The 26,365-nt window shown below is 29.8% G+C and carries 27 protein-coding genes; 14 read left to right on the top strand and 13 right to left on the bottom strand.

Translation table 11 applies throughout. The features are described 5' to 3' along the window. Window positions 1–83 precede the first annotated feature (83 nt). Together ylqF and HA151_RS00995 are read left to right on the top strand one after the other, a co-directional pair. The gene (ylqF, locus tag HA151_RS01000; RefSeq protein WP_209105718.1) at window positions 84–956 is read left to right on the top strand and encodes a ribosome biogenesis GTPase YlqF; all 873 of its coding nucleotides are present in this window, start codon (window positions 84–86) and stop codon (window positions 954–956) included. Beyond that, on the top strand, window positions 947–1,906 hold the full coding sequence (locus HA151_RS00995; protein WP_209105717.1) for an RluA family pseudouridine synthase: 960 nt from the start codon (window positions 947–949) through the stop codon (window positions 1,904–1,906). The genes ylqF and HA151_RS00995 overlap by 10 nt, the downstream gene beginning before the upstream one ends. On the opposite strand, the gene HA151_RS00990 is transcribed toward HA151_RS00995, so the two are convergent. Then, window positions 1,899–3,497, bottom strand: coding sequence for an ABC transporter ATP-binding protein (locus tag HA151_RS00990; RefSeq protein WP_209105716.1), 1,599 nt, complete (start codon window positions 3,495–3,497; stop codon window positions 1,899–1,901). The genes HA151_RS00995 and HA151_RS00990 overlap by 8 nt on opposite strands. Window positions 3,498–3,552: 55 nt before the next feature. On the opposite strand from HA151_RS00990, the gene HA151_RS00985 reads away from it, so the two are divergent. Then, entirely contained in the window at window positions 3,553–5,868 is a 2,316-nt protein-coding gene (locus HA151_RS00985) for a RelA/SpoT family protein (RefSeq protein ID WP_209105715.1), read from the top strand. Window positions 5,869–5,886: 18 nt separating this feature from the next. Here the strand turns inward: HA151_RS00985 and HA151_RS00980 are convergent, their stop codons facing one another. Next, window positions 5,887–6,330: a DUF2062 domain-containing protein gene (locus tag HA151_RS00980; protein ID WP_209105714.1), complete on the bottom strand. Its 444-nt coding sequence runs from the start codon at window positions 6,328–6,330 to the stop codon at window positions 5,887–5,889. Window positions 6,331–6,396: 66 nt separating this feature from the next. On the opposite strand from HA151_RS00980, the gene mnmE reads away from it, so the two are divergent. From mnmE to HA151_RS00960, 4 genes are all read left to right on the top strand, one after another. Then, window positions 6,397–7,779: a tRNA uridine-5-carboxymethylaminomethyl(34) synthesis GTPase MnmE gene (gene mnmE / locus HA151_RS00975; protein WP_209105713.1), complete on the top strand. Its 1,383-nt coding sequence runs from the start codon at window positions 6,397–6,399 to the stop codon at window positions 7,777–7,779. A gap of 72 nt (window positions 7,780–7,851) precedes the next feature. Continuing rightward, window positions 7,852–8,718, top strand: a complete 867-nt coding sequence (gene nadC / locus HA151_RS00970) for a carboxylating nicotinate-nucleotide diphosphorylase (RefSeq protein ID WP_209105712.1) — start codon at window positions 7,852–7,854, stop codon at window positions 8,716–8,718. Window positions 8,719–8,745: 27 nt separating this feature from the next. Beyond that, window positions 8,746–10,560: an arginine--tRNA ligase gene (gene argS / locus HA151_RS00965; RefSeq protein WP_209105711.1), complete on the top strand. Its 1,815-nt coding sequence runs from the start codon at window positions 8,746–8,748 to the stop codon at window positions 10,558–10,560. Next, window positions 10,560–11,669: a pyridoxal phosphate-dependent aminotransferase gene (locus HA151_RS00960; RefSeq protein ID WP_209105710.1), complete on the top strand. Its 1,110-nt coding sequence runs from the start codon at window positions 10,560–10,562 to the stop codon at window positions 11,667–11,669. Before argS ends, HA151_RS00960 begins: the two co-directional genes overlap by 1 nt. Here HA151_RS00960 and HA151_RS00955 read toward each other — a convergent pair. From HA151_RS00955 to prfB, 6 genes are all read right to left on the bottom strand, one after another. Next, on the bottom strand, window positions 11,666–12,391 hold the full coding sequence (locus HA151_RS00955; protein ID WP_209105709.1) for an MBL fold metallo-hydrolase: 726 nt from the start codon (window positions 12,389–12,391) through the stop codon (window positions 11,666–11,668). The two genes, HA151_RS00960 and HA151_RS00955, sit on opposite strands and share 4 nt — an antisense overlap. A gap of 20 nt (window positions 12,392–12,411) precedes the next feature. Continuing rightward, window positions 12,412–13,008, bottom strand: a complete 597-nt coding sequence (locus HA151_RS00950; protein ID WP_209105708.1) for an anthranilate synthase component II — start codon at window positions 13,006–13,008, stop codon at window positions 12,412–12,414. Between the two features lie 2 nt (window positions 13,009–13,010). Further along, window positions 13,011–13,430 carry a diacylglycerol kinase family protein gene (locus tag HA151_RS00945; RefSeq protein WP_209105707.1) on the bottom strand — a complete coding sequence of 140 codons (420 nt, stop codon included), beginning with the start codon at window positions 13,428–13,430 and terminating at the stop codon, window positions 13,011–13,013. A gap of 6 nt (window positions 13,431–13,436) precedes the next feature. Further along, window positions 13,437–13,976 (bottom strand): rRNA maturation RNase YbeY, encoded by a 540-nt coding sequence (gene ybeY, locus HA151_RS00940; protein WP_209105706.1) that lies wholly within the window; start codon window positions 13,974–13,976, stop codon window positions 13,437–13,439. 6 nt (window positions 13,977–13,982) lie between these two features. After that, entirely contained in the window at window positions 13,983–14,165 is a 183-nt protein-coding gene (locus tag HA151_RS00935) for a DUF3285 domain-containing protein (protein WP_209105705.1), read from the bottom strand. Window positions 14,166–14,168: 3 nt separating this feature from the next. Beyond that, window positions 14,169–15,291, bottom strand: a protein-coding gene (gene prfB, locus HA151_RS00930; RefSeq protein ID WP_209105704.1) for a peptide chain release factor 2 whose coding sequence is annotated in 2 segments (ribosomal slippage) — window positions 14,169–15,215 and window positions 15,217–15,291 — 1,122 coding nt in all. Because the reading frame shifts where the segments join, the coding sequence is not laid out codon by codon here. 76 nt (window positions 15,292–15,367) lie between these two features. Between prfB and grxC the strand changes: the two genes are divergently transcribed. Both grxC and gshB read left to right on the top strand, forming a co-directional pair. Beyond that, a complete protein-coding gene (gene grxC / locus HA151_RS00925; RefSeq protein ID WP_209105703.1) occupies window positions 15,368–15,622 on the top strand; it encodes a glutaredoxin 3 in 255 nt (84 codons plus the stop codon). Window positions 15,623–15,627: 5 nt separating this feature from the next. Continuing rightward, window positions 15,628–16,551 (top strand): glutathione synthase, encoded by a 924-nt coding sequence (gene gshB / locus HA151_RS00920; RefSeq protein ID WP_209105702.1) that lies wholly within the window; start codon window positions 15,628–15,630, stop codon window positions 16,549–16,551. Here gshB and HA151_RS00915 read toward each other — a convergent pair. Next, window positions 16,544–17,956 (bottom strand): chorismate-binding protein, encoded by a 1,413-nt coding sequence (locus HA151_RS00915; protein WP_209105701.1) that lies wholly within the window; start codon window positions 17,954–17,956, stop codon window positions 16,544–16,546. The genes gshB and HA151_RS00915 overlap by 8 nt on opposite strands. A gap of 101 nt (window positions 17,957–18,057) precedes the next feature. Between HA151_RS00915 and menA the strand changes: the two genes are divergently transcribed. The 3 genes from menA to HA151_RS00900 are packed head-to-tail and all read left to right on the top strand — an operon-like array spanning window position 18,058 to window position 21,100. After that, window positions 18,058–18,975, top strand: coding sequence for a 2-carboxy-1,4-naphthoquinone phytyltransferase (menA, locus tag HA151_RS00910; RefSeq protein ID WP_209105700.1), 918 nt, complete (start codon window positions 18,058–18,060; stop codon window positions 18,973–18,975). Beyond that, window positions 18,972–19,937: an o-succinylbenzoate synthase gene (locus HA151_RS00905; RefSeq protein ID WP_209105699.1), complete on the top strand. Its 966-nt coding sequence runs from the start codon at window positions 18,972–18,974 to the stop codon at window positions 19,935–19,937. The genes menA and HA151_RS00905 overlap by 4 nt, the downstream gene beginning before the upstream one ends. Further along, window positions 19,934–21,100, top strand: coding sequence for an AMP-binding protein (locus HA151_RS00900; protein WP_245151540.1), 1,167 nt, complete (start codon window positions 19,934–19,936; stop codon window positions 21,098–21,100). Before HA151_RS00905 ends, HA151_RS00900 begins: the two co-directional genes overlap by 4 nt. Window positions 21,101–21,116: 16 nt before the next feature. Here HA151_RS00900 and HA151_RS00895 read toward each other — a convergent pair whose 3' ends face one another. After that, window positions 21,117–21,569: an acyl-CoA thioesterase gene (locus tag HA151_RS00895; protein WP_209105697.1), complete on the bottom strand. Its 453-nt coding sequence runs from the start codon at window positions 21,567–21,569 to the stop codon at window positions 21,117–21,119. A gap of 9 nt (window positions 21,570–21,578) precedes the next feature. Then, a complete protein-coding gene (locus HA151_RS00890; protein WP_209105696.1) occupies window positions 21,579–22,766 on the bottom strand; it encodes an NAD(P)H-quinone oxidoreductase subunit H in 1,188 nt (395 codons plus the stop codon). 38 nt (window positions 22,767–22,804) lie between these two features. On the opposite strand from HA151_RS00890, the gene rsmH reads away from it, so the two are divergent. Next, entirely contained in the window at window positions 22,805–23,710 is a 906-nt protein-coding gene (gene rsmH / locus HA151_RS00885; RefSeq protein WP_209105695.1) for a 16S rRNA (cytosine(1402)-N(4))-methyltransferase RsmH, read from the top strand. Between the two features lie 6 nt (window positions 23,711–23,716). Here rsmH and HA151_RS00880 read toward each other — a convergent pair whose 3' ends face one another. After that, window positions 23,717–24,862: a cysteine desulfurase family protein gene (locus tag HA151_RS00880; RefSeq protein WP_209105694.1), complete on the bottom strand. Its 1,146-nt coding sequence runs from the start codon at window positions 24,860–24,862 to the stop codon at window positions 23,717–23,719. 59 nt (window positions 24,863–24,921) lie between these two features. Here HA151_RS00880 and HA151_RS00875 point away from each other — a divergent pair, with 59 nt between their 5' ends. Further along, entirely contained in the window at window positions 24,922–25,650 is a 729-nt protein-coding gene (locus tag HA151_RS00875) for a response regulator transcription factor (protein WP_209105693.1), read from the top strand. A gap of 4 nt (window positions 25,651–25,654) precedes the next feature. On the opposite strand, the gene bchM is transcribed toward HA151_RS00875, so the two are convergent. Next, window positions 25,655–26,353, bottom strand: coding sequence for a magnesium protoporphyrin IX methyltransferase (bchM, locus tag HA151_RS00870; protein WP_209105692.1), 699 nt, complete (start codon window positions 26,351–26,353; stop codon window positions 25,655–25,657). Window positions 26,354–26,365 lie beyond the last annotated feature (12 nt).

Below are 26,365 nucleotides of genomic sequence, written 5' to 3'. Positions count from 1 at the left end.
AATTTGTACTAAACTTTAAAGTAAATACTTTTGAAACTAATAAAAATTAAAAGGAATACAAAAATTTTATTGATTTAATTGAAGTGGACATACCCAAAATTCAATGGTATCCAGGCCATATCGCAAAAGCAGAAAAAAAATTGTCTGAAGTCATCAATAAAGTAGATCTAGTTATAGAAGTTAGAGATGCGCGAATCCCAATATCAACAGGGCACCCACATTTAAATAAATGGATCAACAATAAAAAACATATTCTTGTAATTAATAGATCAGACATGATCTCTCCTGAAACAATAACTAGTTGGAATAAATGGTTTAATAAAAAAGATCAATATCCTCATTGGTGTGATGCCAAAAGAGGTATAGGTATTAATGAAATTTGTAAATCTGCAAAAGAATCTAGATCATCAATTGATGCTAGAAGGATTTCTAGAGGTATGAGAATAAGGCCAATAAGAGCCCTAACACTTGGTTTTCCAAACGTAGGTAAATCAGCATTAATAAATAGAATTGCAAAAAAAAGAGTTGTAGATAGTGCTAGGAAAGCTGGAGTGACACGTAATTTAAGATGGATAAAATTAGATAGTGGTATTGATCTACTAGATGCTCCTGGTGTTATACCTCCTAATTTAGAAAATCAAAAATCAGCACTTAATCTTGCATTATGTGACGATATTGGAGAGGCTGCTTATGAAATAGAGAGTGTCGCAATTGAATTTATCAAAATTATATCTACTCTAAACAAAGATAAAAATGCGAATATCTCATTAAAACAAATATCTAATAGATATGGAGTTGATATTGCAAAAGGCTTTGAGAGGCCTTCTGATTGGATCGATGAAGCAGCTTCAAAACATACCTCAGGAGATAGAAGAAGAATGTCTCATAAATTATTGGAAGATTATAGAAATCAAATGCTTGGTAAAATTGCTTTAGAAGTCCCACCATGGAATTAGATAATAAAAATTCCTTCGGCATTGGAGAGGGTGAACTAATAGAAATTATTTATGAGCTACCTCTTCCTATGAGACTAGATAGATGGTTGGTAAGTAAAAGGCCAGAACAAAGTAGAGCAAGAATTCAACATTTTATCAATTCAGGATTAGTACTTGTAAACTATAAAACTGCGAAAGCAAAGACCCCTTTAAAAAATGGCGACAATGTTCAAATCTGGATGCCTCCTCCAGAACCTCTTGTATATTTGAAACCTGAAAAAATGGATTTAGAAATCCTTTTTGAAGACGAACACATTATAGTAATCAATAAACAATCGGGACTAATTGTTCATCCAGCCCCGGGACACAAATCAGGAACTCTAGTCAATGGATTACTTTTTCACTGTAATGATCTTCCTGGAATTAATGGGAAACTAAGACCTGGTATTGTTCACAGATTAGATAAAGATACCTCCGGATGCATGGTGGTAGCAAAAAGCCAAGAAGCATTGGTAAATCTCCAGAAACAAATAAAAGAAAAAATAGCTTCACGCGAATATATTGCAGTAATACATGGAGCACCTAATTCTGATGAAGGCCAAATAGTGGGGCACATTGGTAGAGATAAATTCAATAGATTGAAATATAAAGTAGTTGAAGAAGCTTCAGGAAGATATGCCTGCACTTATTGGAAATTAAAAGAAAGATTAGGTAATTACTCATTAATGAATTTCAAACTAGATACGGGGCGAACGCATCAAATAAGAGTTCATTGCGCTCACATTAATCATCCTATTGTGGGTGATCCTCTTTATGGAAGATGCAAAAAACTTCCATGTAAATTAGAGGGCCAAGCATTACACGCTTTTAAGCTTGGCCTTATACATCCAATCAATGGCAAAGAAATGATATTTGAAGCAGAATTACCATTAGATTTTCAAAAATTACTAAACGTTCTTAAAGCTAAGTAAGATTTAAAGAAGAATTTATAAGAGATTTTGTATAGGTGTTTTTAGTTTTAGCGAATATTGTAGAACTTTCGCCTTCATCAACTATCTTTCCGTGTTTCATAACTAGCAACCTACTACAAAATCTTTTAGCAATTCCTAAATCATGTGTGATAAAGATAATGGTTAAATCCATTTTTTCTTGCAAGACTCTAAGTAATTCAAGAATTTCTATTTTTACTGAAGCATCTAACATATTAACGCTCTCATCACAAATCAAAATTTTTGGTTTCAACAATAGCGCCCTGGCTAATGAAATTCTTTGCAATTGACCACCAGATAATTGGCTAGGATAAGAATTAAAAAAGTCATTCTTTAAGGGAAGATTTAAATTTCTAAACATTAATTTTATTTCTTTTTCAATTTTTCTTTTATCTGAAATTTTTTGAATAAAAAATATATCTTCCAAAATATTTTTAATTGTCATTTTCGGATTCAAACTTGAAAAAGGATCTTGAAAAATAATTTGCATATTATTGTGCTTTGTAAAAGATTTATTTTTTTTCGATGCATGATTTTTATCATAAATTTTTATTTCACCGCCTCTTACTTGCAGAAGTCCAATTAAAGCCCTACATAATGTACTTTTACCGCTGCCTGAAGAACCAACTATTCCCAGAGTCTCATTCTTATATAATTTGAAACTAACTTCATTTAAAGCCTTATTCCATTTATTTATAAAAATTGAAGAATTTAATTTATACCAATGTCTTAAGTTATTTACCTCTAGAAGCACCTCATCTCGAACATTATTTTTAATATTTGATTTTAATACTATTTTTGAAGCATTTACTAACTTTATCCCAATATTTGATTTTGGTGATTGAAAAATATCTATTATATTTCCTTTTTCAACAATCGATCCATTTTCAATTATTGCAACTTTTTTGCACCACTTTGCTGCAAGATTAATATCGTGACTAATTAAAATTAAAGTAGTATCGAATTCATTGCATAACTGAATTATTTCTTTCATAATTTCAAAACTTGTTTTGGTATCTAAGCTCGTTGTAGGTTCATCAGCTATTAATAATTTAGGTTTTAAAGCAAGAGCCATTGCTATAGAAACTCTCTGTCTCATTCCACCGCTAAATTGATGCGGGAAAGAATCAAGTCTGCTTTCTTCAATTCCTACTTTTTGAAAAACTTCTTTTACTAATTTTTTAATAAGTAAAGATGATTTAGTTTGATCATGAGTTTTAAACAATTCATATAAGTGATCCCCAACTCTCATAAGTGGATTAAGCCTTTTTATAGAATCTTGATAGATAAATCCAAAATTTTTTCTTCTAAATAATTGCGCCTCTTTGTTATTTATTTTTCTAGGATCTAATGAGGAAATTGATATATAACCTTGTGAACTTGCTTGTTCAGGCAACATATTTACCAATGTTTTCGCAAAAGTAGTCTTTCCACACCCAGAGGGCCCTACGATAGCCAAATGATCCCCTCTATTTATTTCTAGATTAAAATTTTTGATAATAGGTAGCTTTTTTAAACCATATTTAACAGTAAGATCTTTAACAGTAAGAATTTTTTCTTTTTTTATTTCCATGATTTTATAGCAAATTTTTCTAGTCCTAAATAAAATAAATCTAAAGCAATATAAAATGTCTGAGGCTGCAGCAAATTCAAAAGAAAAAAACGAAATTGAAGTTTCCAAAACTATTTTGCCTGAAAACGAAAAATATGAAAGTAAATCTTTTAATTATGAGATAAAAATCCCAGATTGGCTTTTAAAAGATATTTATAATTATGAAAAATCAAATAGTCAAAACGATGAGAACCAAAATCTTATCGCCAAGGCCTTTAAACTTGCTTATAAAGCGCATGAAGGACAACTTCGCGCGAGTGGCGAACCTTATATTATTCATCCTGTTGCTGTTGCAAATCTTCTCAAGGAAATAGGTGCCAGTTCATCCGTAATTGCTGCAGGACTTTTACATGATGTTGTTGAAGATACAGGAATAGATTTATCGGATATAGAAGCAAATTTTGGATTAGAAGTAAAAATACTTGTGGAAGGTGTAACAAAATTAGGAGGGATTCACTTTAATAACAGAACTGAAGCACAAGCTGAAAATCTTAGAAAAATGTTTTTGGCTATGACAAGCGATATCAGAGTTGTTTTAGTAAAACTTGCAGACAGACTCCATAACATGCGAACAATTGAATGGCTAAATAATGAGAGGAAACTAAGAATAGCCCGAGAAACAAGAGAAATTTATGCACCCTTGGCTAATCGTTTAGGAATAAACAGATTTAAATGGGAATTAGAAGATTTAGCCTTTAAATTCCTCGAACCTAAAGAGTATCAAGATCTAAAAGATCAAATAGCTGTTAAAAGAAGTGATAGAGAAAAAAGATTAAAAGTAACTTTGAATCTCATGAAAGAAAACTTAGTCTCCGCAGGTTTAAAAAACTTTGAAATAACTGGAAGACCAAAACATCTTTATGGCATCTGGAGCAAAATGGAAAGACAACAAAAACAATTTCACGAGATTTATGATGTTGCTGCTCTAAGAATTATCATGGATAATTCAGATAGTTGTTATAGAGCTTTAGCAGTTGTACATGATACTTTCAAACCAATACCAGGCAGATTTAAAGACTATATAGGATTACCAAAACCAAATGGTTATCAGTCCCTCCATACTTCTGTGATTGGGAGACATAGACCTATTGAAGTTCAGATTAGAACTACTTCTATGCATCAAATTGCCGAATATGGTATTGCTGCTCATTGGCAATACAAAGAAGGGGGCTCTCCAGCTAAAAGTAACGCGGAAAGATTTAATTGGCTGAGACAATTAATCGAATGGCAACAAGAAGATAATGAAGGAGATCATAATGATTATTTAGCTTCAATTAAAGAAGATTTATTTGATGAAGAAGTATTTGTAATTACTCCAAAAGGGGATGTTGTTGGTTTAAGAAAAGGATCGACTGCCATAGATTTCGCCTACAGAATACATTCTGAAGTTGGAAATCACTGTAATGGAATAAGGATTAATGAAAAGCTTTCGCCATTATCCACAGCATTACAAAATGGTGACTTTATAGAAATTTTGACAAGTAATAATGCAACTCCAAGCTTAGATTGGCTGAATTTTGTAGTTACGCCAACTGCTAAAAATAGAATTCGCCAATGGTATAAAAAAAGCCATCGGGATGAAACGATTAAAAGAGGTAGAGATTTACTCGAAAAAGAAGTCGGTCGAAATGGTTTTGAAACATTAATTTCAAGTGATGCTATGAAAAAAGTCGCGAATCGATGCAATCTAAAAACTACGGAAGATCTTTTAGCATCTCTTGGGTTTGGTGGATTAACTTTACATCAAGTTTTAAATAGATTAAGGGAAGAAGTAAAGTTACAGACAGAAGATATAAAAAATGATTCTGATTCTGATTCTGAAATAGCAAAATCCCTGAAAAGTAATAATAAATTATCAACTTATAAATATAATGAATTTAATAGATCACCTATTTCTGGTGTAGAAGGTCTTGATTACAGAATAGGCAAATGCTGTGCCCCACTTCCAGGCGAAGATATAATTGGAACAGTATCACTCGGTAACCATGGTATAACCATTCATCGAGTAGATTGTGAAAATGTTATACCAATACCAATAGAGAGAAGATTACCTGTTGGATGGAATCAAAATAATAAAACTAGCGATAATAAGTTTCCAATTCAATTAAGAATAGAAGTTATTGATAGAGTTGGAGTTCTTAAAGATATTCTTATGCGACTGTCTGATAAAGGCATAAACGTTAGTGATGCGAATGTTAAAACTGCCTTTGGTAAACCAGCTATTATAAATCTCTGTGTTGGTCTAGAAAGTTATAGTCAACTTCATAAAACTATTGACCAAATTAAATCTATGGCAGACGTCTTAGATATTGCCAGAGTTGGGAAAGGTTAATTTTAAAATTTTATCAATCTATCTATTGTTTTTTGTGTTGTAAATCACAAAAGCAATACTACCTGCAATAAAAGCAAATAACAAACCTACACAAGTTGAACCTAAAAGTAATTTTATTGAAAAAATACTACCTTGTTTCCATAAGTCATGAATAGCCAAATTTTTTTCAATGATTTTATTAGAAGAATTTTTTATAAGAATAGAACCAATTTTATAATTAAAATAATAAAGTGGAACATAAGTAAAAGGGTTGCTAATCCAAGTACCAATTGCAGCTAAAACAATATTTCCCTTAGCCAGTTTTGCAAAAAATACCCCTATTAACGTCTGAAACCCAAAAAATGGAAAGCAGCCACTAAATACACCTATAGCTAAACCTTTAGCATTAAACAAAGGACTTCCATTCTGTTTCCAAAATAATGATAGAATTTTCTTATAGTTAATATCTCTTTTAGATCTCATTCAGAAATAAAAATTCAAAATTAAATTCTTGATAATCTTACTTAATTATCTATAACAAAGCGAGAGATGGATTCTATAGTTACTACAGAAGATACGATAGCCGCAATTGCTTCAGCTATAAGTATAGGGAAAGGAGGAGTTGCGATAATAAGAGTATCAGGGAAAGACTCAATAAATTCTTGCAAAAATATTGTTCAAACTAAATCAAAATATGCATGGGAATCACATAGAGTTTTTCACGGTTTTATTAAGGAAAATAAACAAAATAAATTTATAGATGAAGTTTTAATTTTAGTAATGAAATCACCGAATAGCTTTACAGGAGAGGATGTTGTTGAACTACATTGCCATGGAGGTATTATCTTAGTAAATAAAGTTCTCAAGATATTATTATCAAGTAATTCTAGAATTAGACTTGCAAATCCAGGAGAATTTAGTCAAAGAGCTTTTCTGAATGGGAAAATAGACCTTACTCAAGCCGAGTCAATTAACCAATTAATTAACGCAAGCAATATCAGATCAGCAGAGTTAGCTTTTAGCGGGGTTCAAGGAGAAATAAAGAAAAAAATTGATGATATTAAAAATGACCTTATAAATCAACTTTGTGAGATAGAAGCGAGAGTTGATTTTGAAGAAGACTTTACAGATTTTGATTACGCCAAGTATCTAAAAAACATCAAAAAAGTGAAAGAAAAAATAGAGTTACTCATAGAAAATTCAAAAAGAAATTCATATATTCATAATGGGATTTCTATCGCACTTATAGGTAAAACAAATGTTGGTAAAAGTTCTTTACTAAATTTGCTTGCAAAAAAAGAGAAAGCAATCGTAACTAATATTCCTGGAACGACAAGAGATGTTATTGAAGTGAATTTAAATATTAATGACATCCCAATGAAAATAATTGATACTGCTGGCATAAGAGACACTCATGAACAAATTGAAAGTATTGGAATTAAAAAAAGTTTTGGGAAAATAAAAGAGTCAGATTTCATAATTTATATTTATAGTCTTGAAGAAGGATTTAATGAAGAAGACAAAAAAATATTAAAAGAAATCCCTAAAGAAAAATTAATAACTATTGTGGGTAATAAAAAAGATTTAATTGACTCTAATATTATTAATTCAAATGGGTTAAAAAACATAATTCTTATGAGCATTAAGAATAATGATGGTGAAAGATTATTAATCGACACAATCATAAAAAAATGCGAATTAAAACAATTAGAAAATATCAATATATTTTTAAACGAAAGACATCTAACGAATTTGTCTGCTTGCCTATCAAATTTAAATGATACTGATGCAATAGTTAAAAATAGATTGCCATTTGATTTGTTATCAATAGAACTTAGAGATGGTATTCAAAACTTATCTAAAATAACTGGTCAAGAATTAACAGAGGAGCTTCTAGATAATATTTTTTCTAAGTTTTGTATTGGTAAATAAATTTGAGTTAATTTACATAGTGATTTATAGTTAATTCTCTAACTACAGTTGAATTTTTATTCATTTTGTTTAGTGGATCTGAATACTCCAACAATAAGTAAGATCATTGATAATTGGATCGATGAAGATATAGGTAGGGGAGATTTAACAAGTTCCTCTATTACAGAAGAGAATGGTAACGCATATTGGATTGCAAAAGAGGAGGGTATATTTTGTGGGGTTGAGATTATAAAAGAAATTTTTAAAAAAATTGATTTAAAAATCAGTCCAAAATTTAATATCTCTGATGGAGATAAATTTGTTAAAGATCAAAAACTCTTAGAAATATATGGACCTTCAAAAAGTTTACTCGCTAGTGAAAGGATCAGCTTAAATATAGCAATGCATTTATCTGGAATATCAACATATACAAAGAAACTTGTAGATAAGTTAGAAGGCACAAATATAAAATTAGCAGATACTAGAAAAACGACTCCTGGCTTAAGAATATTTGAAAAATATGCATTCAAATGCGGAGGTGGAGTAAATCATAGAATGGGATTATACGATGCAGCTATGATAAAAGAAAATCATATTGCATGGACAGATAATCTTAAGAACGCAGTACAAAAAATCCGCCTAAATTCGCCTTTTACAACTCATATCATAATTGAAGCTGAGAATATCGAACAGGCAAAAGAAGCAGTATTAGCAGGAGCAGATAGTGTTTTATTAGATGAACTTAGTCCTGAAATAATCACAAAAAACGTTCAAGAATTAAGAGATTTATCAATTAATACATTAAAAAAAGAAGTCAATAAAAATTTGATAATAGAAGTTTCTGGAATAAACCCTGAAGAAATTAGTAAATATCTAATAAAAGGTATTGATTTGATTTCAACAAGTTCTTCAATTACCAAAAGTGATTGGATTGATTTAAGTATGCGTTATATTAATTAATCATATAGATAAATAATTGAATAAATAATGCTAACCATTTTAAAAGAATTAACAAATAACTTTGAACAATCTCTTTTAGATAGTCTTAAAAAAAATGATAAAGAAAGAGAGTTCGAAATTCTTAGAAAAAATTTAATTACACAATCATCAAAAGAAGAATTTGGTGATTATCAATGTAATGTTTGTTTAAGTTTATCTAAAATATATAAAAAGAAACCAAGAGATATTTCTAATGATTTTATTAACCTTTTAAATAAAAATAAAAGCATATCAAAATTATGTAAAAGTCTAGAAATAGCTGGACCTGGATTTATAAATATAAAATTAAAAGATGAAGTTCTAATAAATGAAATTAAATCAAATATTCAATGCCAAAGGGCTGGAGTACCTCAAATTACAAAAGATTTAGATAGTTTATTATCAAATAAAGTCATCATAGATTTTTCTAGTCCTAATATTGCTAAAGAAATGCATGTGGGGCATTTAAGGTCAACAATAATAGGAGATTCAATATCCAGAATTTTCGAGTTAAGAGGTTATCAAGTATTAAGACTAAATCATGTTGGCGATTGGGGAACGCAATTTGGAATGCTTATTACACAGCTAAAAGATTTATATTCAAATGATTTAGAAGAGATAGGTAAAATCAAGATAAGTGATTTAGTTGAATTTTATAAAGAATCAAAAAAAAGATTTGATAATGAATCTGAATTCCAACAAAGATCTAGAGAGGAAGTAGTTAAGTTACAAAGTGGAGATATTAAATCGATTAAAGCTTGGAAATTATTATGTGATCAATCTAGAAAAGAATTTGATGAAATCTATAAAAATTTAAAAATAAAAATAGAAGAAAGAGGTGAATCTTTTTATAATCCCTTCTTAAAATCAGTTATTGAGGATTTAAATTTAAAAAAATTATTAGTAGAAGATGAAGGAGCAAAATGTGTATTTTTAGATGGGATGACTAATAAAGAAGGCAAACCTTTACCGCTAATTATTCAAAAAAAAGATGGAGGTTTTAACTATGCCACCACAGATCTTGCTGCTATAAGATACAGATTCAATAAACCTCCTAATGGGGATAATGCTTCGAGAATTATTTATGTAACTGATCATGGACAAGCAAATCATTTTACTGGAGTATTTCAAGTAGCAAAAAAAGCAAAATGGATCCCAGAAAATTGTCAAGTAGACCATGTCCCTTTTGGTTTAGTTCAAGGAATTGATGGGAAAAAACTAAAAACAAGGGAAGGTGAAACAATACGTTTAAAAGATTTATTAAAAGAAGCAGTTAGAAGAGCAAAAGAAGATTTATTGAAAAGATTAGAAGTTGAAAATCGTTATGAGACAGAAGATTTTATTGAAAATACTTCAAGAATCATTGGATTAGGAGCTGTTAAGTATGCAGATTTAAGCCAAAATAGGATTACTAATTATCAATTTAGTTTTGATAAAATGCTTTCCCTGAATGGCAATACGGCACCTTATTTGTTATATACACTTGTAAGAATTGCAGGAATTAAAAGAAAAAATGATTTTGTTTATTACTCTAAAGATTTGCAATATATAAATTATGAACATAAATCTGAGTGGAAACTTATCAGAAAATTACTTAAGTTCGATGAAGTCATAATATCTATTGAAAAAGACTTAATGCCAAATAGATTATGCAATTATCTGTTTGAGCTATGTCAAACTTTTAATAGATTCTATGATCAAGTTCAGATACTCAAAGAAGAAAAATATATAAAAATTTCTAGACTTAATTTATGTGATCTAACTGCAAAAACACTAAAATTAAGCTTAGAGCTTCTAGGAATTGAAACTTTAGAAAGAATGTAATGAATGATTTTGATCAATTAAGTAATCTTTTCCCACAACCAAGAGAAGAAATAATAAATATGCAGTCTTACTCTGCACCTTTAGAAAATAGAAGAAATTTACTCCGCTTAGACTTTAATGAAAATACTATAGGTCCAAGTCCTAATGTTTTCGAGGCATTACAAGCGATAAAATTAGATGAGATTTCAATTTATCCAGAATATAATTTATTAAAAAATTTTTTATGTGATAAATATCTTGATTCAAGAAAATTTGATAACGATGAAATAGGAATTTTCAATGGGGCAGACGCAGCAATCAATGCAATTTTCAATTGTTTTGGAGAAAAAGATCAAATATTTCTAACTACAAATCCAACTTTTGGTTACTATTCTCCTTGTTCAGAAATGCGAGGGATGAAGAAAATAACTTGTTCTTATATTGGAGAAAATTTTCTATTCCCCACCGAAGAATTTAGTGAAAAAATTATAAAGTATAATCCAAAATTAATATTTATTTGTAATCCAAACAATCCAACAGGAACAGTTTTACATGCTAAAGAGATAATTAACTTAGCAAATATCAAAAAAAATTCATTGATAATTGTTGATGAACTTTATGAAAAATTTAATGGGGATAGTCTTCTTGAATCGATAGATTTTGAAAAGAATAAAAATATACTAATAATTCAATCTCTTTCAAAAACAGCTGGTTTAGCTGGTTTAAGAATAGGTTTTACTTTTGGCAATAAAAATTTAATTCAGTACATTAACAAAGTTACAGGACCATATGATGTAAATAGCTTTGCTATAACGGCAGCATTAGCAGCGCTTAAAGACAAATCATATATTGATAATTATGTTTTAGAAGTAAAAAAAGCAAGGGAATGGATTTTAAATAAATTTAAATCAACAAAAATCAGAACTCACTTTAGTGGTGGTAATTATTTCTTAATTTGGCCAAAAAAAGATCCTCAAATTTTAATACAACAGATGAAAGAAAAAGGTATTCTTATCAGAAGTATGGAAAACAAAAAAGATATTGATAAGTCAATAAGGGTTAGTATTGGAACTCAAGAACAAATGATTTTTTTCTGGGAAAATTACAAGGTCTTAGATTTAATAAATTAATTACCAAAAATATAAATTGTATTTTGATCAATTCTTTTAGGTTTTATTCGAAAATCTTTTCCAACGTATTTTACTTTAAAATCTTTCATATTTTCGATAAATAAATCAGCATTTGAGAAATCACATTCTTTATTAATTTTTTTGGCACGAGCAAAGTGAACAGGAATAACTACATTAGGTTTTAGAAGCTTAACAATTCTTGAAGCCTCTTGCCCATCATAAGATTTTATTCCGCCTCCAATTGAAATAAATAAGATATCTGGACGAGACAAAATAATTTGACTATTAATATCAATATCACCAGCTGCGCCTCCCATATGAACAATTTTAAGATCATTCTGCTCCCAACTCCAAACAGTTGCCATCCCAAATCTTCTTCCATCTACTCTGTCATGTGGGACGGAAATTCCTTTTAATAAAATATCCTCAAATTGATAGATTCCTGGCTCAACAAACATTAATTGATCATTAGGGTTATATCCTTCATCTGGAAGCCTAGAACTAGCCAAAATAAAATCTGCGTTGACTTCTTTTGGCTCCTTTAAATTACTTGCACAACCTATTGCTTTAAAGGGATTTATAAGAATAGATTTTTCTGTACTATTAATTAAAAAACTACTATGTCCAAGACTTTTTATTACTAAATTCCTTGCCAATAATTGTGTAGGTAAGAAAGAGCTAAATAATATAAAAAAGAAGATGTTTTTAATTTGAGCAATCATAATATTAATTTTTTAGTATTTTACTTTTGTTCAGCCATTTTTAGAAAATTACTAATTAATTTATGACCAAATTGTGTCAATACACTTTCAGGATGAAACTGTACCCCATGTAAATGTTTATATTCTTTGTGAGAAATAGCCATAATAGTTGAGTCTTCTAAAGTCGCAGTTATATCGAAACAAGATGGTAATGAACTTGAATCAACTATAAGACTATGATATCTAGTCGCCACAAATGGAGTCTCGATATCTTTAAACAAACCTTTTTGATTATGAAATATTTTGGATGTCTTACCATGCATTAGTTCTTTACCAACTATAACCTTACCTCCAAAAGCTTGGGCCAAAGCTTGATGCCCTAAACAAACTCCCAATATCGGAATATTTTTGGATAATTTTTTTAATATTGGCAGACAAATTCCAGATTGATCTGGATTACCAGGACCTGGAGATAATAGGATGCCATTAGGATTTAGTTTGATAATTTCTTCCAAAGTAATTTCATCATTTCTTTTAACTATTAATTCTCTAGTTATTTCATGCTCAACAGAAAGTTCGCCTAAATATTGCACAAGATTATATGTAAAACTATCGTAATTATCAATAACAAGAAACATATTTATATGGATTCAAATAACAACTTTATTTTAGGAATAAAGATATATAAAGCAATAATAACAGAATTAATGGCAGCTAATAACACTGCTCCTGCAGAAGCATCTTTTGAAATTTTCGCCAAACTACTAAATTCTTTTTTCACTACTAAATCAACTATTGATTCAATAGATGTGTTTAATATTTCTAATATTAAAACAGACATAATTGTGGCAATCAATATCATATAATTACTTTGACTAATTTTCAGTAAAAACCCAATAATTAAACTTGTAACTGCAAAAATTAATTGAATTTTAAAATTTCTTGAAGTTTTTAATACGTAACTAATTCCACAAAAAGCGTACTTAAAACTTTTTAATAAATTACTAGAAGTTTTGTATGAGTCTATTCTATCTTTTAAAGAGTTTATTTTTTTCCCCATAGATTTTTAATCTAATTGTTTAATTAAATATTCCTGAAAATTTAACATATTTTCTAAATCAAGATTATTTTTATGTTCCCAGCCGAAAAGATGTAAAAATCCATGACTAGCTAACCAAAGCATTTCTTTATAGATTGAATTTTTATATTCATGAGATTGCTCAAGTGCCATCTCTAATGATATAAATATATCTCCCAACTCTATGTGATCTAAATTATTTAGAGATTCATCAGAAATAATTGGGAAAGATAGAACATCAGTTGGTCCATTTTTTTGCATCCACTTCTGGTTCATAAAAGCAATTTCTTGATTAGATATTATCTGTAAGCCTAATGAAAAAGATTTTTTTTCAAAAATGAAATTTGGCAATTTATAATCATCTTTTTTTAATATTATTTTTGTCCAAGATAAAAAAACTTTCTCCCAAAAAATAGATTCAAAAATAAGCTTATTTTTAGAATCTTTTAAATTATTTGAAAATTGGGAAAATTCATTAAATTTAAAAACCAAGTCTAAATTTATTTCAGAAATAATTTTTTCTTTCATACATTCTTATACAGGAATATTGGGCTTACCTATTATGGCTACAATTATTAATATCCCAATTAAAACTAGAAAGGTTATTGAAAAATGAGAAATACTTTTTGAACCCTTCCTTACCATATTTCGCATAGCAAGCTTTATAAAGCTTGGAGGTGCAACTTTTTTGTCTATATTTTCGTTTTTATTTTTCATTAGTTATTCAATAGATTCGTAAGAAGAAATATTCATGCGTAATAATTCATGAATAAATAGTTCAAGTCCACCATCTAAAACACTATCTAAGTCATTAGTCTCCTGCATAGTCCTGAGATCTTTTACCATTTGGTAAGGATGGAAAACATAATTTCTTATTTGATTGCCCCATGCAGCTTCTACAATATCACCTTTAATATCTGCGACTTCTGCCGCTCTTTGTTCTTTAGCAATCACTAGTAGTTTAGACTTAAGGAGTAACATAGCTTTTTCTTTATTTTGTAATTGCGATCTTTCTTGAGTACATCTTACTGAAATCCCTGAAGGCAAATGAACAATTCTTACCGCTGTCTCTACTTTATTAACATTTTGACCTCCAGCCCCACCGGATCTACTTGTTGTAATTTCTAAATCTTTTTCAGGTATATCGAGTGAAATATTGTCATCTAATTTTGGCATGACCTCTACCCCAGCAAAGCTGGTTTGTCTTTTACCATTAGCATTAAAAGGAGAAATTCTTACTAATCTATGAGTTCCTTTTTCATATTTTAAATATCCGTATGCATATTTTCCATCAATTTCAAAAGTTACACTTTTAATACCTGCTTCTTCTCCTTGAGATAATTCATTGATGATTAAACTCATTTGATTATTATCGGCCCATCTTGAATACATTCTCAATAAGATTTCTACCCAATCCTGTGCATCTGTTCCACCAGCGCCTGCGTTTATAGAAACTACTGCTCCTTCCTTATCGTATTCACCACTTAACAACCTTTCAAATTCCCATTTATCTAAATTCTCTCTTAATTTCTTTAGCCCCTCCTTAGATTCCAAAATCATTTCCTCTTCTGGTTCTAAAGAATAAAGCTCAAGAGAAGCATTAGCATCAGAAATAAAAGTTTTCCATTTATCCAACAATTCTAGTTGTGCCTTAACATCATCAAGAATTAACATTTGTTTTTTCGCTTCATCTTGATTATCCCAAAATGCAGGTTGAGCAGAAATTTGCTCTAACTCCCTCATTTTCGCTTTTAATTTTGGAACGTCAAAGACAATCCTGAGCATTACCCAGGCGCTCTGTTAGTTCCGAAAGATCTTTTTTGAAATCTGTAATATCTATCAAAATAGAGTTTAATCGTTATGTATAATCTAACAGGCACTTTTGTTTAATAGTATAAACTAAGTATTATTTTAAAAAAATGTCCAAAGTTGAAATTTATACTTGGCAATATTGCCCATTCTGTATTCGAGCAAAATCTCTACTCAAGAAAAAAAATATAAATTTTACAGAATATAAGATTGATGGCGATGAAGATGCCAGAGCATTGATGACTAAAAGAGCAAATGGTAGGAGAACATTACCACAAATATTTATAGATAACGAGGGTATTGGAGGCTGCGACGATCTCTACACATTAGAAAATGAAAATAAATTAGACACATTATTAAACTAGATCTTATGAAATTTCTATTTGTAATAGATCCAATAAAAAATATAAATCCTCTAAAAGATTCATCTGCTGCATTAATGCAAGCATCATCCAAAAAAAATATTGAAATCTGGAGTTGTACGCCTCAAGACCTTGAAGCTAGAGGTGATGAAGTATGGGCATCTTCCGTAAAAATTGAAGTCAATCCGTGGATTTCTTTCAAAGAGAATGATTGCATTCCTCTCGCCGAATTTAATTGCATTTGGATGAGAAAAGATCCTCCTGTAAATGAGGCTTATTTGTATGCAACCCATCTTTTAGAAGTTGCCGAAAGAAAAGGAGTAAAAGTAATTAACAAACCTTCATCATTAAGGGCATGGAATGAAAAGTTAGGTGCTTTGAGATACAGTCACTTAATGGCACCAACAATAGTTGCGAGTAAGGTAAAAGATCTCATTAATTTTGCAAATATAAATAATGAAGTTGTTATAAAACCTCTAGGAGGAAAAGGTGGTCAAGGTGTTATCAGGATTAATAAAAATTCCCCAGGCATTAAATCAATCATTGAATTAATAACTTCTCAAGAAGAATTGCCTGTTATGATGCAAAAGTTTATTCCTGAAGTTGTAGAAGGTGATAAAAGAATAATTATTGTAAATGGTGAAGCAATTGGATCTATAAATAGGATTCCTCAAGGAGGTGATTTTAGGAGTAATTTGGCAATGGGAGGTAAGGCTGAACCAACCTTATTAACAGAAAAAGAAAAAAGTATCTGCTCAGAGTTATCTAAACACTTTAAAGATGAAGGTTTATTTTTTGTCGGTATTGATGTAATAAATGGAATGCTTAGCGAGATTAATGTAACCAGTCCAACAGGATTAAGAGAAATAGAAAATTTATCCAATAAAAATGTTTCAGAGGAAGTTATTGAAAAATTAGTGGAAATTATCTAGGATTTTTAGCGAAAAATATTTGTTTTACTATAGATTCAAATTTTAATTTAATCTCATCTATTTCTTTATCTAAAACAGAGCCTGAAACTATACCTGAACCGGCAGTAAATTCAATATTTTCTTCAATATACCTAGCTCCTCTTATTGCTAAAAGAAATGAAGCATTTCCTGATGAATCAACCCAACCCATTGGAGAAGCATAATTTCCTCTAGGGAAAGACTCAAGAGTGTTTATCCAATCCAACGCTACATTTTTTGGGTAACCACAAACAGCAGGAGATGGATGCAAGTTTTTAAGCAATTCAAAAGGACATATATTTTCAACTCTAGAGGAAATGAGTGTTTGCAAATGAGAAATATCTCCAAATGAATTTACCTTAATATCACTTTTTTCAAAGTTTTTTATTTTTGAAACTTCTAAACATTTAATCAAATACTCTGTTACATAATTATGTTCCTTTAAGTCTTTAGTACTTTTTAGGAGTTTCTTGTAATTTGAATTAGTAGAGATAGTTCCTGCAAGAGCCTCCAAAGTTAAATTAGGTTTAGTAAAACAAAATAATTTTTCTGGAGATGCTCCAAACAAAATATCCTTACTATTTCTTTTCCAAACATATCTGCATGTATTTGGATGATTCTTTTTAAATCTTTTTAAAATTTCTACTAAATCTAATTTATTTCTAAATTTTATTTTAATCCTATTCGCTAAAACTATCTTTTCGAGAATACCTTTTTCTACTAATTGAATTCCTCTATTTAATACTTTTTTCAAACTTGTATTAGAAATTTCTAAGGAGTGTAAGAAATCGTCAATAATAGGTAAATCAAAACTATTTTTTAAGCTAGATGATTTTATTAATTCTGGCTCAGAATTAATAACTTTATTTCTAATTGTCCATATTTCTTCAATTAATGTTCTTAATGATGATTTACCTTCAACATGACCATTGATTCTTAACCAGCAATTCTTATTACTTTGAATAATTAATATTTTTGGTAAAATAGCTTCCAAAGAAGGGACATCAGAAGATAAATTCTTATTATTCAAGTTTTCAGAAAAAGAAAATAAATAAATTATTTTTGAAAGTGCAGAATTATGTGATTCATTAGTTAAGTTAATTAAATTTTTAAAATTCTCAGAATTAAACTCTTTTGCCACCTCAAATCTTTTAGGACCATCCAAAGTAACATATTTACATTTCTCAAAAGCAATATATGAAATACCATTAGATTCCTCCCAGAATGAAGAAAACTGATATTTATTTATAAACAATTCATATACTTGTAATAAATCAATACAAGGAATCTCAACACAAATACTTACTAATCCAGAATTTTCTACTTTCTTATCGAAAGAGGAAAATACATCTTTTAAAAAATCTGTTAAGTTTAAATCATTTTTCATTACTTATTGAAAATAACTAAAAATCATGCAATAAAGTAAAAAATGTAACTCAATTTATAAACTACATTTAATAATGATCGAATTTTGTGAGTTAAATAAAAATGGACGAAGATAAAAAAAAATTATGGAAACAAGCGATAAAATGGCCTCTTTATTCTGTTGCCATACTTCCAGTTTTAATAACAGGGGCTTATATACTCAATCAATATGAAAAGGTAAAAATTTATAATTTAATCGCATTTACTTTAGCTGCAATTTTTATATTACTTTGGGAAAACCTAACTAATGATTTATTCGACGCAGAAACAGGAATCGATGAATTTAAATTCCATTCAATTGTAAATCTTATAAAAAATAAAAAAATAATTTCGTTTATTGCATATACATCTTTAGTTATTGGTTTATTAATAATTTCAATTATTTCAGTATCAACAAGTATCAACATTTTGATTTTAGTGGCATCTTGCTGCTTCCTAGGATATTTATATCAAGGACCTCCTTTTAGATTTGGCTATCAAGGCTTAGGAGAACCATTATGCTGGCTTGCATTTGGACCTTTCGCCTACTCTGCAGTCTTAATTGCTTTAAATCCTTCTAATATTTACTTAGAAAATGTTCCCTGGAAAGTTTCTTTATTACTTGGTTCAGGACCTTCATTAGCAACAACTCTTGTATTATTTTGTTCTCATTTTCATCAAATTTCTGAAGATAAAAAGCATGGGAAAAATTCACCTTTAGTTCGCCTAGGAGCAAAAAAAGGTTCTCAATTTGTGCCTTGGATAATTTTTACAATATATATTTTTCAACTTTTAACTATAGTTACTGGATTTATTCCAGTGTTTTGTATCCTTTATTTTATTAGTTTTCCTCAAGCAATAAGACTTATAAATTTATTAAAGTCTTATTATAAAAAACCTTCTGCAATAAAAAATTCCAAATTCGTCGCAATAAAATTTCAAACTCTTAATGGAGTTGGCTTAATCACAGGATTAATATTTAATTACTTACTTAATAAATGAACATAATATTTAAAAAAAAATCTTATAGCTTTAAGTTATCCACAAAAGTAAAAAATTCTAAAACCACTTATCTTACAAAACTGGGTTGGATAATTAAATTAACAAGTAATGATAAAAAAATTGGGTTTGGAGAAGTTTCACCACTTCTAGAAGATGACTTAAAAAAATGTGCAAAACAACTAAATATGATACCTGAGAATGTAGAAGTATTTAATTTATCTGAACAAATAAATAATTTTCACCCATGCATTCAATCTGCAATAAATTCTGCATTAGCTGAGATAAATGGAAAAATAATTTTTAAAGAAAACTATGCCTTTGATGAAATCGATAAAACAGCCATACTTTTAAATTCTGAAAATGTAATTTCAGAGCTAGATATAATTAAAAAAAGACAATCAAAAATTGGGAAACCAGTAACCATAAAATGGAAATTAGCATTAAGAGATAACCATGAGGAAGAAGCAAATTTAGAAGAAATTTTAAGCCAAATAAGCAATAATATTAAGTTAAGAATAGATGCTAATGGTTCTTGGGGTAGAAAGATTGCTAATAGATGGGCTGATATTTTGAAAGATAACAAAAACATAGATTGGTTAGAACAACCTCTCTGTGTTGATGATATTGAAGGAATGAAAGAACTCAACAAAAAAATCCCGATAGCCTTAGACGAATCACTTTTAAAATTTCCAACTTTGATTGATGAGTGGAAGGGTTGGCAAATTCGAAGGCCTTCTCAAGAAAATAATCCAGTTAAGCTTCTAAGAGAATTAGAAAATAAAAAAGCTTTAATATCTATAAGTACTTCATTTGAAACTGGAATAGGGAAGAGATGGCTTTATCATTTATCGTCTCTACAATTACAAGGACCAACTCCAAAAGTTCCTGGTTTAGCAATAAATAAATTCCCTAATTCGTTTCTATTTTTAAATGAAGCAAAAAAGATATGGGATCAACTATGAAAAATAAAATTCATACTATTGAAGTTGAAAATAATGAAACTCAATCTGTAGAGAAAATTATTGAAAAAATTAGAGAGAAGAAAATTATTTATGTAAAAAACAAATTTTATAAAGATGAAGATATATTAAATTCAATTACTGAAAATGGGCCCGCAATTATTTTAAACAGTAGTGGCAGTACTGGAAAACCAAGAAAATGTTTTCACCATTTAGATAATCTTAAATTATCTGCATTTACATCAGGCCAATGGCTTATTGAACAAGGATTTGAATTACAAAACTGCTTAATTTTAAATACTTTACCCCTGAACCATATAAGTGGCTTAATGCCAATTGTTAGAAGTCAAACTTGGGGATGTGATTGTATTAATATTTCTCCAAATTTAATAAAAAAAACTCGAGAACTTTTACTTTTTACAATTAAATCTAAAAAAAACAAAAAACATCTAATTACATCATTAGTACCTACCCAATTACAAAGACTTTTAGCTCAAAAAGATGGTATTAGTTGGCTAAAAATTTTTGATCTAATTTGGGTAGGTGGAGCTTCTATCTCAGGCGAAACTGCAGAACAATGTATAGAAGAAAAAATAAAATTAGCACCTTGTTACGGCTCAACTGAAACAGCAGCAATGGTTACTAGTTTAAAACCAAAAGAATTCTTAATGGGTTTTGAAAATGTTGGAGAAATACTACCTGATACACAAATAAGAATTAACACACAAGGAATAATCGAGATTAAATCAGCCAGAATTGGAATCGAAATAATAGACTCTTCAAAAACTGAAAATTTCAAAAATAAAAAAGGGTGGTGGCAAACCGGTGATTTAGGTGAAATTAATCAAATCAATAATTCTTTATATTTAAAATTTCTTGGAAGAAGTGATAAAGCTTTTAATTCAGGAGGAGAAATCGTTTTTCCAAAAATAATTGAAACTCGATTAAATGCTTTCATTATTAAAGAAAATATCCCAATTAATAAATTCAATATTTCAAAAGTATCCGACAAATTATGGGGAAATAAAATTAATATAATTATTGAATTTAGAGAACTTACAAATCATAAAAAAATTGAAAATTCTTTAAATTTATTAAAAAAATTTTCCCAAAGTTGGCCTAAACATGAAAAACCTGAAAAGTGGATTGTTAAAAATAAACTATAAATTTAAAAAATAAGAATTAGCATTCTTTTAAATTTGCACTTACATTTGAAGCTTCTATCCACCTTTCTAACTGATCGGGAAGTTCTATTTTATTTCTTGAATCAACATCTATGGAACAATGTATTATTTTTCCTTCTGCTACTTTATTTCCATTTTTTATAAAAAAGCTATTTACTTGGAACAAATGTGTATTAATTTTATGAGGGGTAATTTTTATTTTTAAAAAATCTCCAATTTTTATAGGCGCAAGAAAGTTTGCTTCGCAATTTACTATGGGGAAAATAATTTGAGATTTACGTATAGAAAAATCCGGGAAAATATCTTGATAAGGAATCCCATAAATTTCAATACTCTCTTCCCAGGCTTCGTGCGACCATTTTAATAAGTTGTGAAAATGAATTACACCTGCAGAATCACAATCACCAAATCTTACCTTCTTCTGCAATATTAACCAATCAGCGGGTTTCATTTAAAGAACTTATCTATCAACAGATCCCATAATGACATCTATTGAACCAAGGATTGCCATAATATCTGCGATCTTGGCACCTTTAAGAATATGAGGCAATATTTGCAGATTATTTAAATCAGCTGCTCTGATTTTAAATCTCCACGGGGTAACTTCATTATTTCCTTGAATAAATACACCTATTTCTCCTTTACCGGACTCTAATCTTGTATACAATTCTCCGTTAGGAATTTTAAACGTTGGAGCAACCTTCTTAGCTACATATTGATAGTCAATACCAAATATTTCATTTTTCTTATCTTCAGCCGCCATTCTTTGAGCTTCTAAATTTTCTGTTGGACCTCCTGGAATCATTTCGCAGGCTTGGCGAATGATGCTCAGTGATTGTCTCATCTCTTCAACTCTTACTCGATATCTCGCATAGCAATCTCCCTCTTTTTCTGAAGCAATCTGCCAATCAAAATCGTCATAACATTCATAACTATCGACTTTCCTTAAATCCCAGGAAACTCCAGAAGCTCTAAGCATTGGCCCAGACAAAGACCAATTAATTGCCTGGTCTCTTTGTATTGTTCCGAGACCTTCAATTCTTTTTCTAAAAATTGGATTATTTGTGATTAATTTTTCGTATTCATCTATTTTAGGACCGAACCAATCACAAAAGTCTATACATTTTTCTAACCATCCGTATGGAAGATCACATGCGACACCACCTATCCTAAAGAAATTATTATTTATTAGCCTTTGTCCAGTAGCAGCTTCCCAGAGATCATAAATCATTTCTCTTTCTCTAAAAATATAGAAAAATGGAGTTTGAGCTCCCACGTCTGCTAAAAAAGGACCAAGCCATAAAAGATGATTAGCAATACGATTAAGTTCGAGCATAAGAACTCTGATGTAACTTGCTCTTTTAGGAACTGGAATATTAGCTAATCTTTCAGGAGCATTTACTACAATAGCTTCATAAAACATTCCTGCTGCATAATCCATTCTGCTTACATAAGGGACATACATTACATTTGTTCTATTTTCAGCTATCTTTTCCATTCCTCTATGTAAATATCCAATTACTGGCTCACAATCAATGACATTCTCACCATCTAGAGTTACAACTAACCTTAAAACCCCATGCATTGAGGGATGATGAGGTCCAAAATTGACCACCATTGGTTCTGTTCTAGTCTCTAGCTGAGCCATTCGAAATTTAACTTCTAAACAAATCTTAGTCGAAAGTTATGCAAACTGACCTATCTGATTCATCTTTTTTCAATCATAAATCAGTTATGACAGATGAGATTATGGCCTCATTAGAGCATTACCCATTAATACATAACAACCAATTTAAAGGAATAGACGCAACTTTAGGCGGAGGCGGGCACTCTTATCATCTATTGAGAAAATATTCGGATTTAAAAATAATTGGCCTTGATCAAGATCCATTCGCAAGAAAATCAGCATCAAAAAAACTTGATGAATTTAAAAATAGGATTGATATAAAGGCTTCAAATTTTGCGGAATTTATACCAAAAGAAAAAGTTTCTTTTGTGATTGCAGATCTTGGAGTAAATAGTAACCAAATTGATGATCCTAAAAGAGGATTTAGTTTCCAAAAAGATGGTCCACTTGATATGCGGATGAATCCTTTTCTTGAGGTTAATGCAGAGAATTTAATTGAAGATTTAAATGAAAAAGATCTAGCTAACCTAATTTATAAATATGGAGATGAAAGACTATCAAGAAAGATTGCTAGGAAAATAAAAATGGATTTGAAGGAAAATGGTAAATATTCTGGAACAAAAGAGTTAGCTTATTCTATTGCCGGCTGCTTCCCACCAAAACAAAGATATAAAAAATTACACCCAGCAACAAGAACATTTCAAGCACTAAGAATTGCCGTTAATAAAGAAATTGAAGTACTAGAAAAATTTTTGCAAGTTGTCCCTAATTGGCTTCTACCGGGGGGAATTATTTCTATTATTAGTTTTCATTCCCTGGAAGATAGGTTAGTTAAAAATTCTTTTAAGAATGATCAAAGAATAAAAAATCTCACAAAAAAGCCAATCACACCATCCGAACAAGAAGTCGAACTAAATAGAAGAGCTAGAAGTGGAAAATTAAGAATTGCTCAATTAAGAAGCTAATAATTTCTAACGTAATGATTTGATCGTATTTGTAAGAATTTGAATTGCTTCTTTTATCTCTTTTGAATTAGTACTTAATCCAATACTTAACCTTATTGAAGATTCTGCTTCTTTAAAAGATCTACCTAAGGCTAGTAAAACATGAGATGGTTCACCATTACTGCATGCAGATCCACTAGAACAAATTATTTTTGATTTTAAAACTTTATGAAACTTTGCTCCGTTTAAATCCAAGACAGTGAAATTTAAATTTTGAGGTAATCTTTTTTCTATTGAGCCATTAATTAATAAACCAGAATTATTTTCTAACAAACCCTCCAAAAGATTATTTCTATACAAAAGTAATTTCTCAGCATTACTTTTTTGATTAGAAACTGCTATCTCTATTGCTTTAGCAAAGCCAACTACTAAAGGAAGAGGTAATGTACCAGACCTGAGACCATATTCCTGACCTCCGCCAACAATTAAAGGCTCAAGATTAATTCCTTTATCAATCAAAAGAAGTCCAATCCCTTTAGGACCATATATTTTGTGAGAACTCATCGTTATCATATTTACATCTGATAAAAGATTTTCTAACTCGATATACCCTAAACATTGTGCAAAATCAGAGTGGAGAGTTATTCCTCTCGATTTACATATCTTTGAAATATTCCCTATAGGCTGAATAACTCCTATTTCGTTATTTGCCAACATAACACTAACCATAAATGTATCTTCTCTTATATTTTTTTTGAATTGTTCTTCTGAAATTAATCCATCTTTCTCAGGATTAATTTCCGTAACTTGAAATCCCTCTTTTTTTAGTTGGATTAGTGGTTCAAGTACAGCTTTGTGCTCCGTTTTTAAGGTAATAATATGTCCATAATTTCCTGTTTTTTTATAGTAATTTCTCGCAAAACCCAATAAAGCTAGGTTATTAGACTCTGTTGCGCCACTTGTAAAAATAACTTTTTTATTCTTAAGAAATAAATTTTGTTCTATTTTTTCTCTTGAGGCCTCTAATATAGCGCTTGCTTTGATTCCAGCCAAATTAGATTTGCTTGCAGGGTTAGAAAATATCTCACTCCAAAAAGGTTTCATAGAATCAACAACATCCTTAGAGCAAGGAGTCGAAGATTGATAATCTAGTAGTATAGGAGTTGATAGCATTGTATTTAGTATATAAAATTCTCTTTATTACTAGAAAATCAAATTAAAGAATTCAAAAAATGAATGAAATTAATCAAATAAATAATGAACCGGTAAGAAAATCAAGAATTTTATTAGTTGATGATGAGCCCGGATTAAGAACAGCTGTTAAAACATTTCTAGAAGATGAAGGCTTTGAAATATTTATTGCAGTTGATGGAGAGGATGGTTGGGAAAAAGCTCAAACAGTTTTTCCTGATTTAATAATAAGCGATATTATGATGCCACGAGCTAACGGTTATGCTTTATTAGAAAAAATTAGAGAGGATGAAAAATTAGGAGGAACTCCTGTTATTTTTCTAACTGCAAAGGGAATGACCCTAGACAGAACAGAAGGTTATCTCGCAGGAGTTGATGATTATATTTCCAAACCTTTCGACCCTGATGAATTAGCTGCAAGAGTAAAAAACGTAATCAACAGACAAGAACGTTTACTTAAAGAAGCCGCACGATTCGCGGATATTGATGTAAGCAAAATGGCGAAGCAAATTACTGAAATAAAATCTATGCTCACAGACCAAAATCCCACTAATTCAGAAAATAAATTAAATCTTCCTACTTTTACTCCAAGAGAAGCAAGTGTACTGCAACTAGTAGCAGAAGGGCTGATGAACAAGGAAATTGCAAGGCAGCTTGAAACATCTATTAGAAATGTTGAAAAATATGTAAGTAGACTTTTTATCAAGACAAGTACATCTAGCCGAACAGAATTGGTTCGTTATGCACTTGAAAATCATTTGGTAAAATAAATTATTAAATTTTCTCGAATTCAATTAGTTTTGAAAAATAAAAAGGAGCTTTATTTAATTTCTTTTTAACCACTTTAAATCCTCTTTCTTTAGCAGCATTAATAATGCCCTCTTCTTTTAATGTATATGCTCTTGTAGTTTTACTTGGCCCAGGAAATAATTTCCCAATATTTTTTAGAACAGCAAGAACCGGAGTATAAGGAGCAAAGCTAACGATTAGTTTTTCTTTGCTTAAATCGCATAGATGTTGGACCATTTCTTCAGCAATCGGTTGAGGATAATGAATAAATACATCTAAACAAACTACAACATCAAATAATCCTTTTAATTTTTCAAGATCACAAACCTCATATTTTATTTTACCTTTAGTCAAACCTAACTCCTTGATACGTTTTTTTGTTTCTTTAATCATTTCAGAAGAAATATCGCTCACCTGTAGTTCTTTTATGCCAAGTCTTAGTAAAGGTATAGACAGACTTCCTACACCACATCCTGCATCACAATAACTTTTTTTTGTTAGTTCAGGATAATTTTCGATGTATGAGACCACATCGTCTACAGTTTTTTGATGTCCTTTCCTAATATTTTTCTGAACTGTATTAATTTCATCAGATTTGCTATAAATTTTATTCCATCTTTCAAAGCCAGTGCCATTAAAATAATCCCTAACTTCACTTTTTTCAATAATCTTATTAGACGTCATAGTTTTCTATGA

The sequence above is a fragment of the Prochlorococcus marinus XMU1419 genome (genome assembly GCF_017695955.1).
Classification (GTDB): domain Bacteria; phylum Cyanobacteriota; class Cyanobacteriia; order PCC-6307; family Cyanobiaceae; genus Prochlorococcus_A; species Prochlorococcus_A marinus_AD.
Note: the sequence above shows the minus strand (reverse complement) of the source record. Positions and strands in the feature narration are given on the sequence as shown.

Coding starts and splice junctions, on each gene's coding strand:
- HA151_RS00945 (WP_209105707.1), bottom strand. CDS start 13,430: ATGGGGAAAAAAATAAACTCTTTAAAAGATAGAATAGACTCATACAAA.
- HA151_RS00875 (WP_209105693.1), top strand. CDS start 24,922: ATGAATGAAATTAATCAAATAAATAATGAACCGGTAAGAAAATCAAGA.
- mnmE (WP_209105713.1), top strand. CDS start 6,397: ATGGATTCTATAGTTACTACAGAAGATACGATAGCCGCAATTGCTTCA.
- HA151_RS00960 (WP_209105710.1), top strand. CDS start 10,560: ATGAATGATTTTGATCAATTAAGTAATCTTTTCCCACAACCAAGAGAA.
- bchM (WP_209105692.1), bottom strand. CDS start 26,353: ATGACGTCTAATAAGATTATTGAAAAAAGTGAAGTTAGGGATTATTTT.
- argS (WP_209105711.1), top strand. CDS start 8,746: ATGCTAACCATTTTAAAAGAATTAACAAATAACTTTGAACAATCTCTT.
- HA151_RS00905 (WP_209105699.1), top strand. CDS start 18,972: ATGAACATAATATTTAAAAAAAAATCTTATAGCTTTAAGTTATCCACA.
- grxC (WP_209105703.1), top strand. CDS start 15,368: ATGTCCAAAGTTGAAATTTATACTTGGCAATATTGCCCATTCTGTATT.
- ybeY (WP_209105706.1), bottom strand. CDS start 13,976: ATGAAAGAAAAAATTATTTCTGAAATAAATTTAGACTTGGTTTTTAAA.
- HA151_RS00900 (WP_245151540.1), top strand. CDS start 19,934: ATGAAAAATAAAATTCATACTATTGAAGTTGAAAATAATGAAACTCAA.
- HA151_RS00990 (WP_209105716.1), bottom strand. CDS start 3,497: ATGGAAATAAAAAAAGAAAAAATTCTTACTGTTAAAGATCTTACTGTT.
- HA151_RS00995 (WP_209105717.1), top strand. CDS start 947: ATGGAATTAGATAATAAAAATTCCTTCGGCATTGGAGAGGGTGAACTA.
- HA151_RS00985 (WP_209105715.1), top strand. CDS start 3,553: ATGTCTGAGGCTGCAGCAAATTCAAAAGAAAAAAACGAAATTGAAGTT.
- rsmH (WP_209105695.1), top strand. CDS start 22,805: ATGCAAACTGACCTATCTGATTCATCTTTTTTCAATCATAAATCAGTT.
- HA151_RS00955 (WP_209105709.1), bottom strand. CDS start 12,391: ATGATTGCTCAAATTAAAAACATCTTCTTTTTTATATTATTTAGCTCT.
- HA151_RS00950 (WP_209105708.1), bottom strand. CDS start 13,008: ATGTTTCTTGTTATTGATAATTACGATAGTTTTACATATAATCTTGTG.
- HA151_RS00915 (WP_209105701.1), bottom strand. CDS start 17,956: ATGAAAAATGATTTAAACTTAACAGATTTTTTAAAAGATGTATTTTCC.
- HA151_RS00880 (WP_209105694.1), bottom strand. CDS start 24,862: ATGCTATCAACTCCTATACTACTAGATTATCAATCTTCGACTCCTTGC.
- HA151_RS00895 (WP_209105697.1), bottom strand. CDS start 21,569: ATGAAACCCGCTGATTGGTTAATATTGCAGAAGAAGGTAAGATTTGGT.
- HA151_RS00890 (WP_209105696.1), bottom strand. CDS start 22,766: ATGGCTCAGCTAGAGACTAGAACAGAACCAATGGTGGTCAATTTTGGA.
- HA151_RS00935 (WP_209105705.1), bottom strand. CDS start 14,165: ATGAAAAATAAAAACGAAAATATAGACAAAAAAGTTGCACCTCCAAGC.
- gshB (WP_209105702.1), top strand. CDS start 15,628: ATGAAATTTCTATTTGTAATAGATCCAATAAAAAATATAAATCCTCTA.
- menA (WP_209105700.1), top strand. CDS start 18,058: ATGGACGAAGATAAAAAAAAATTATGGAAACAAGCGATAAAATGGCCT.
- HA151_RS00980 (WP_209105714.1), bottom strand. CDS start 6,330: ATGAGATCTAAAAGAGATATTAACTATAAGAAAATTCTATCATTATTT.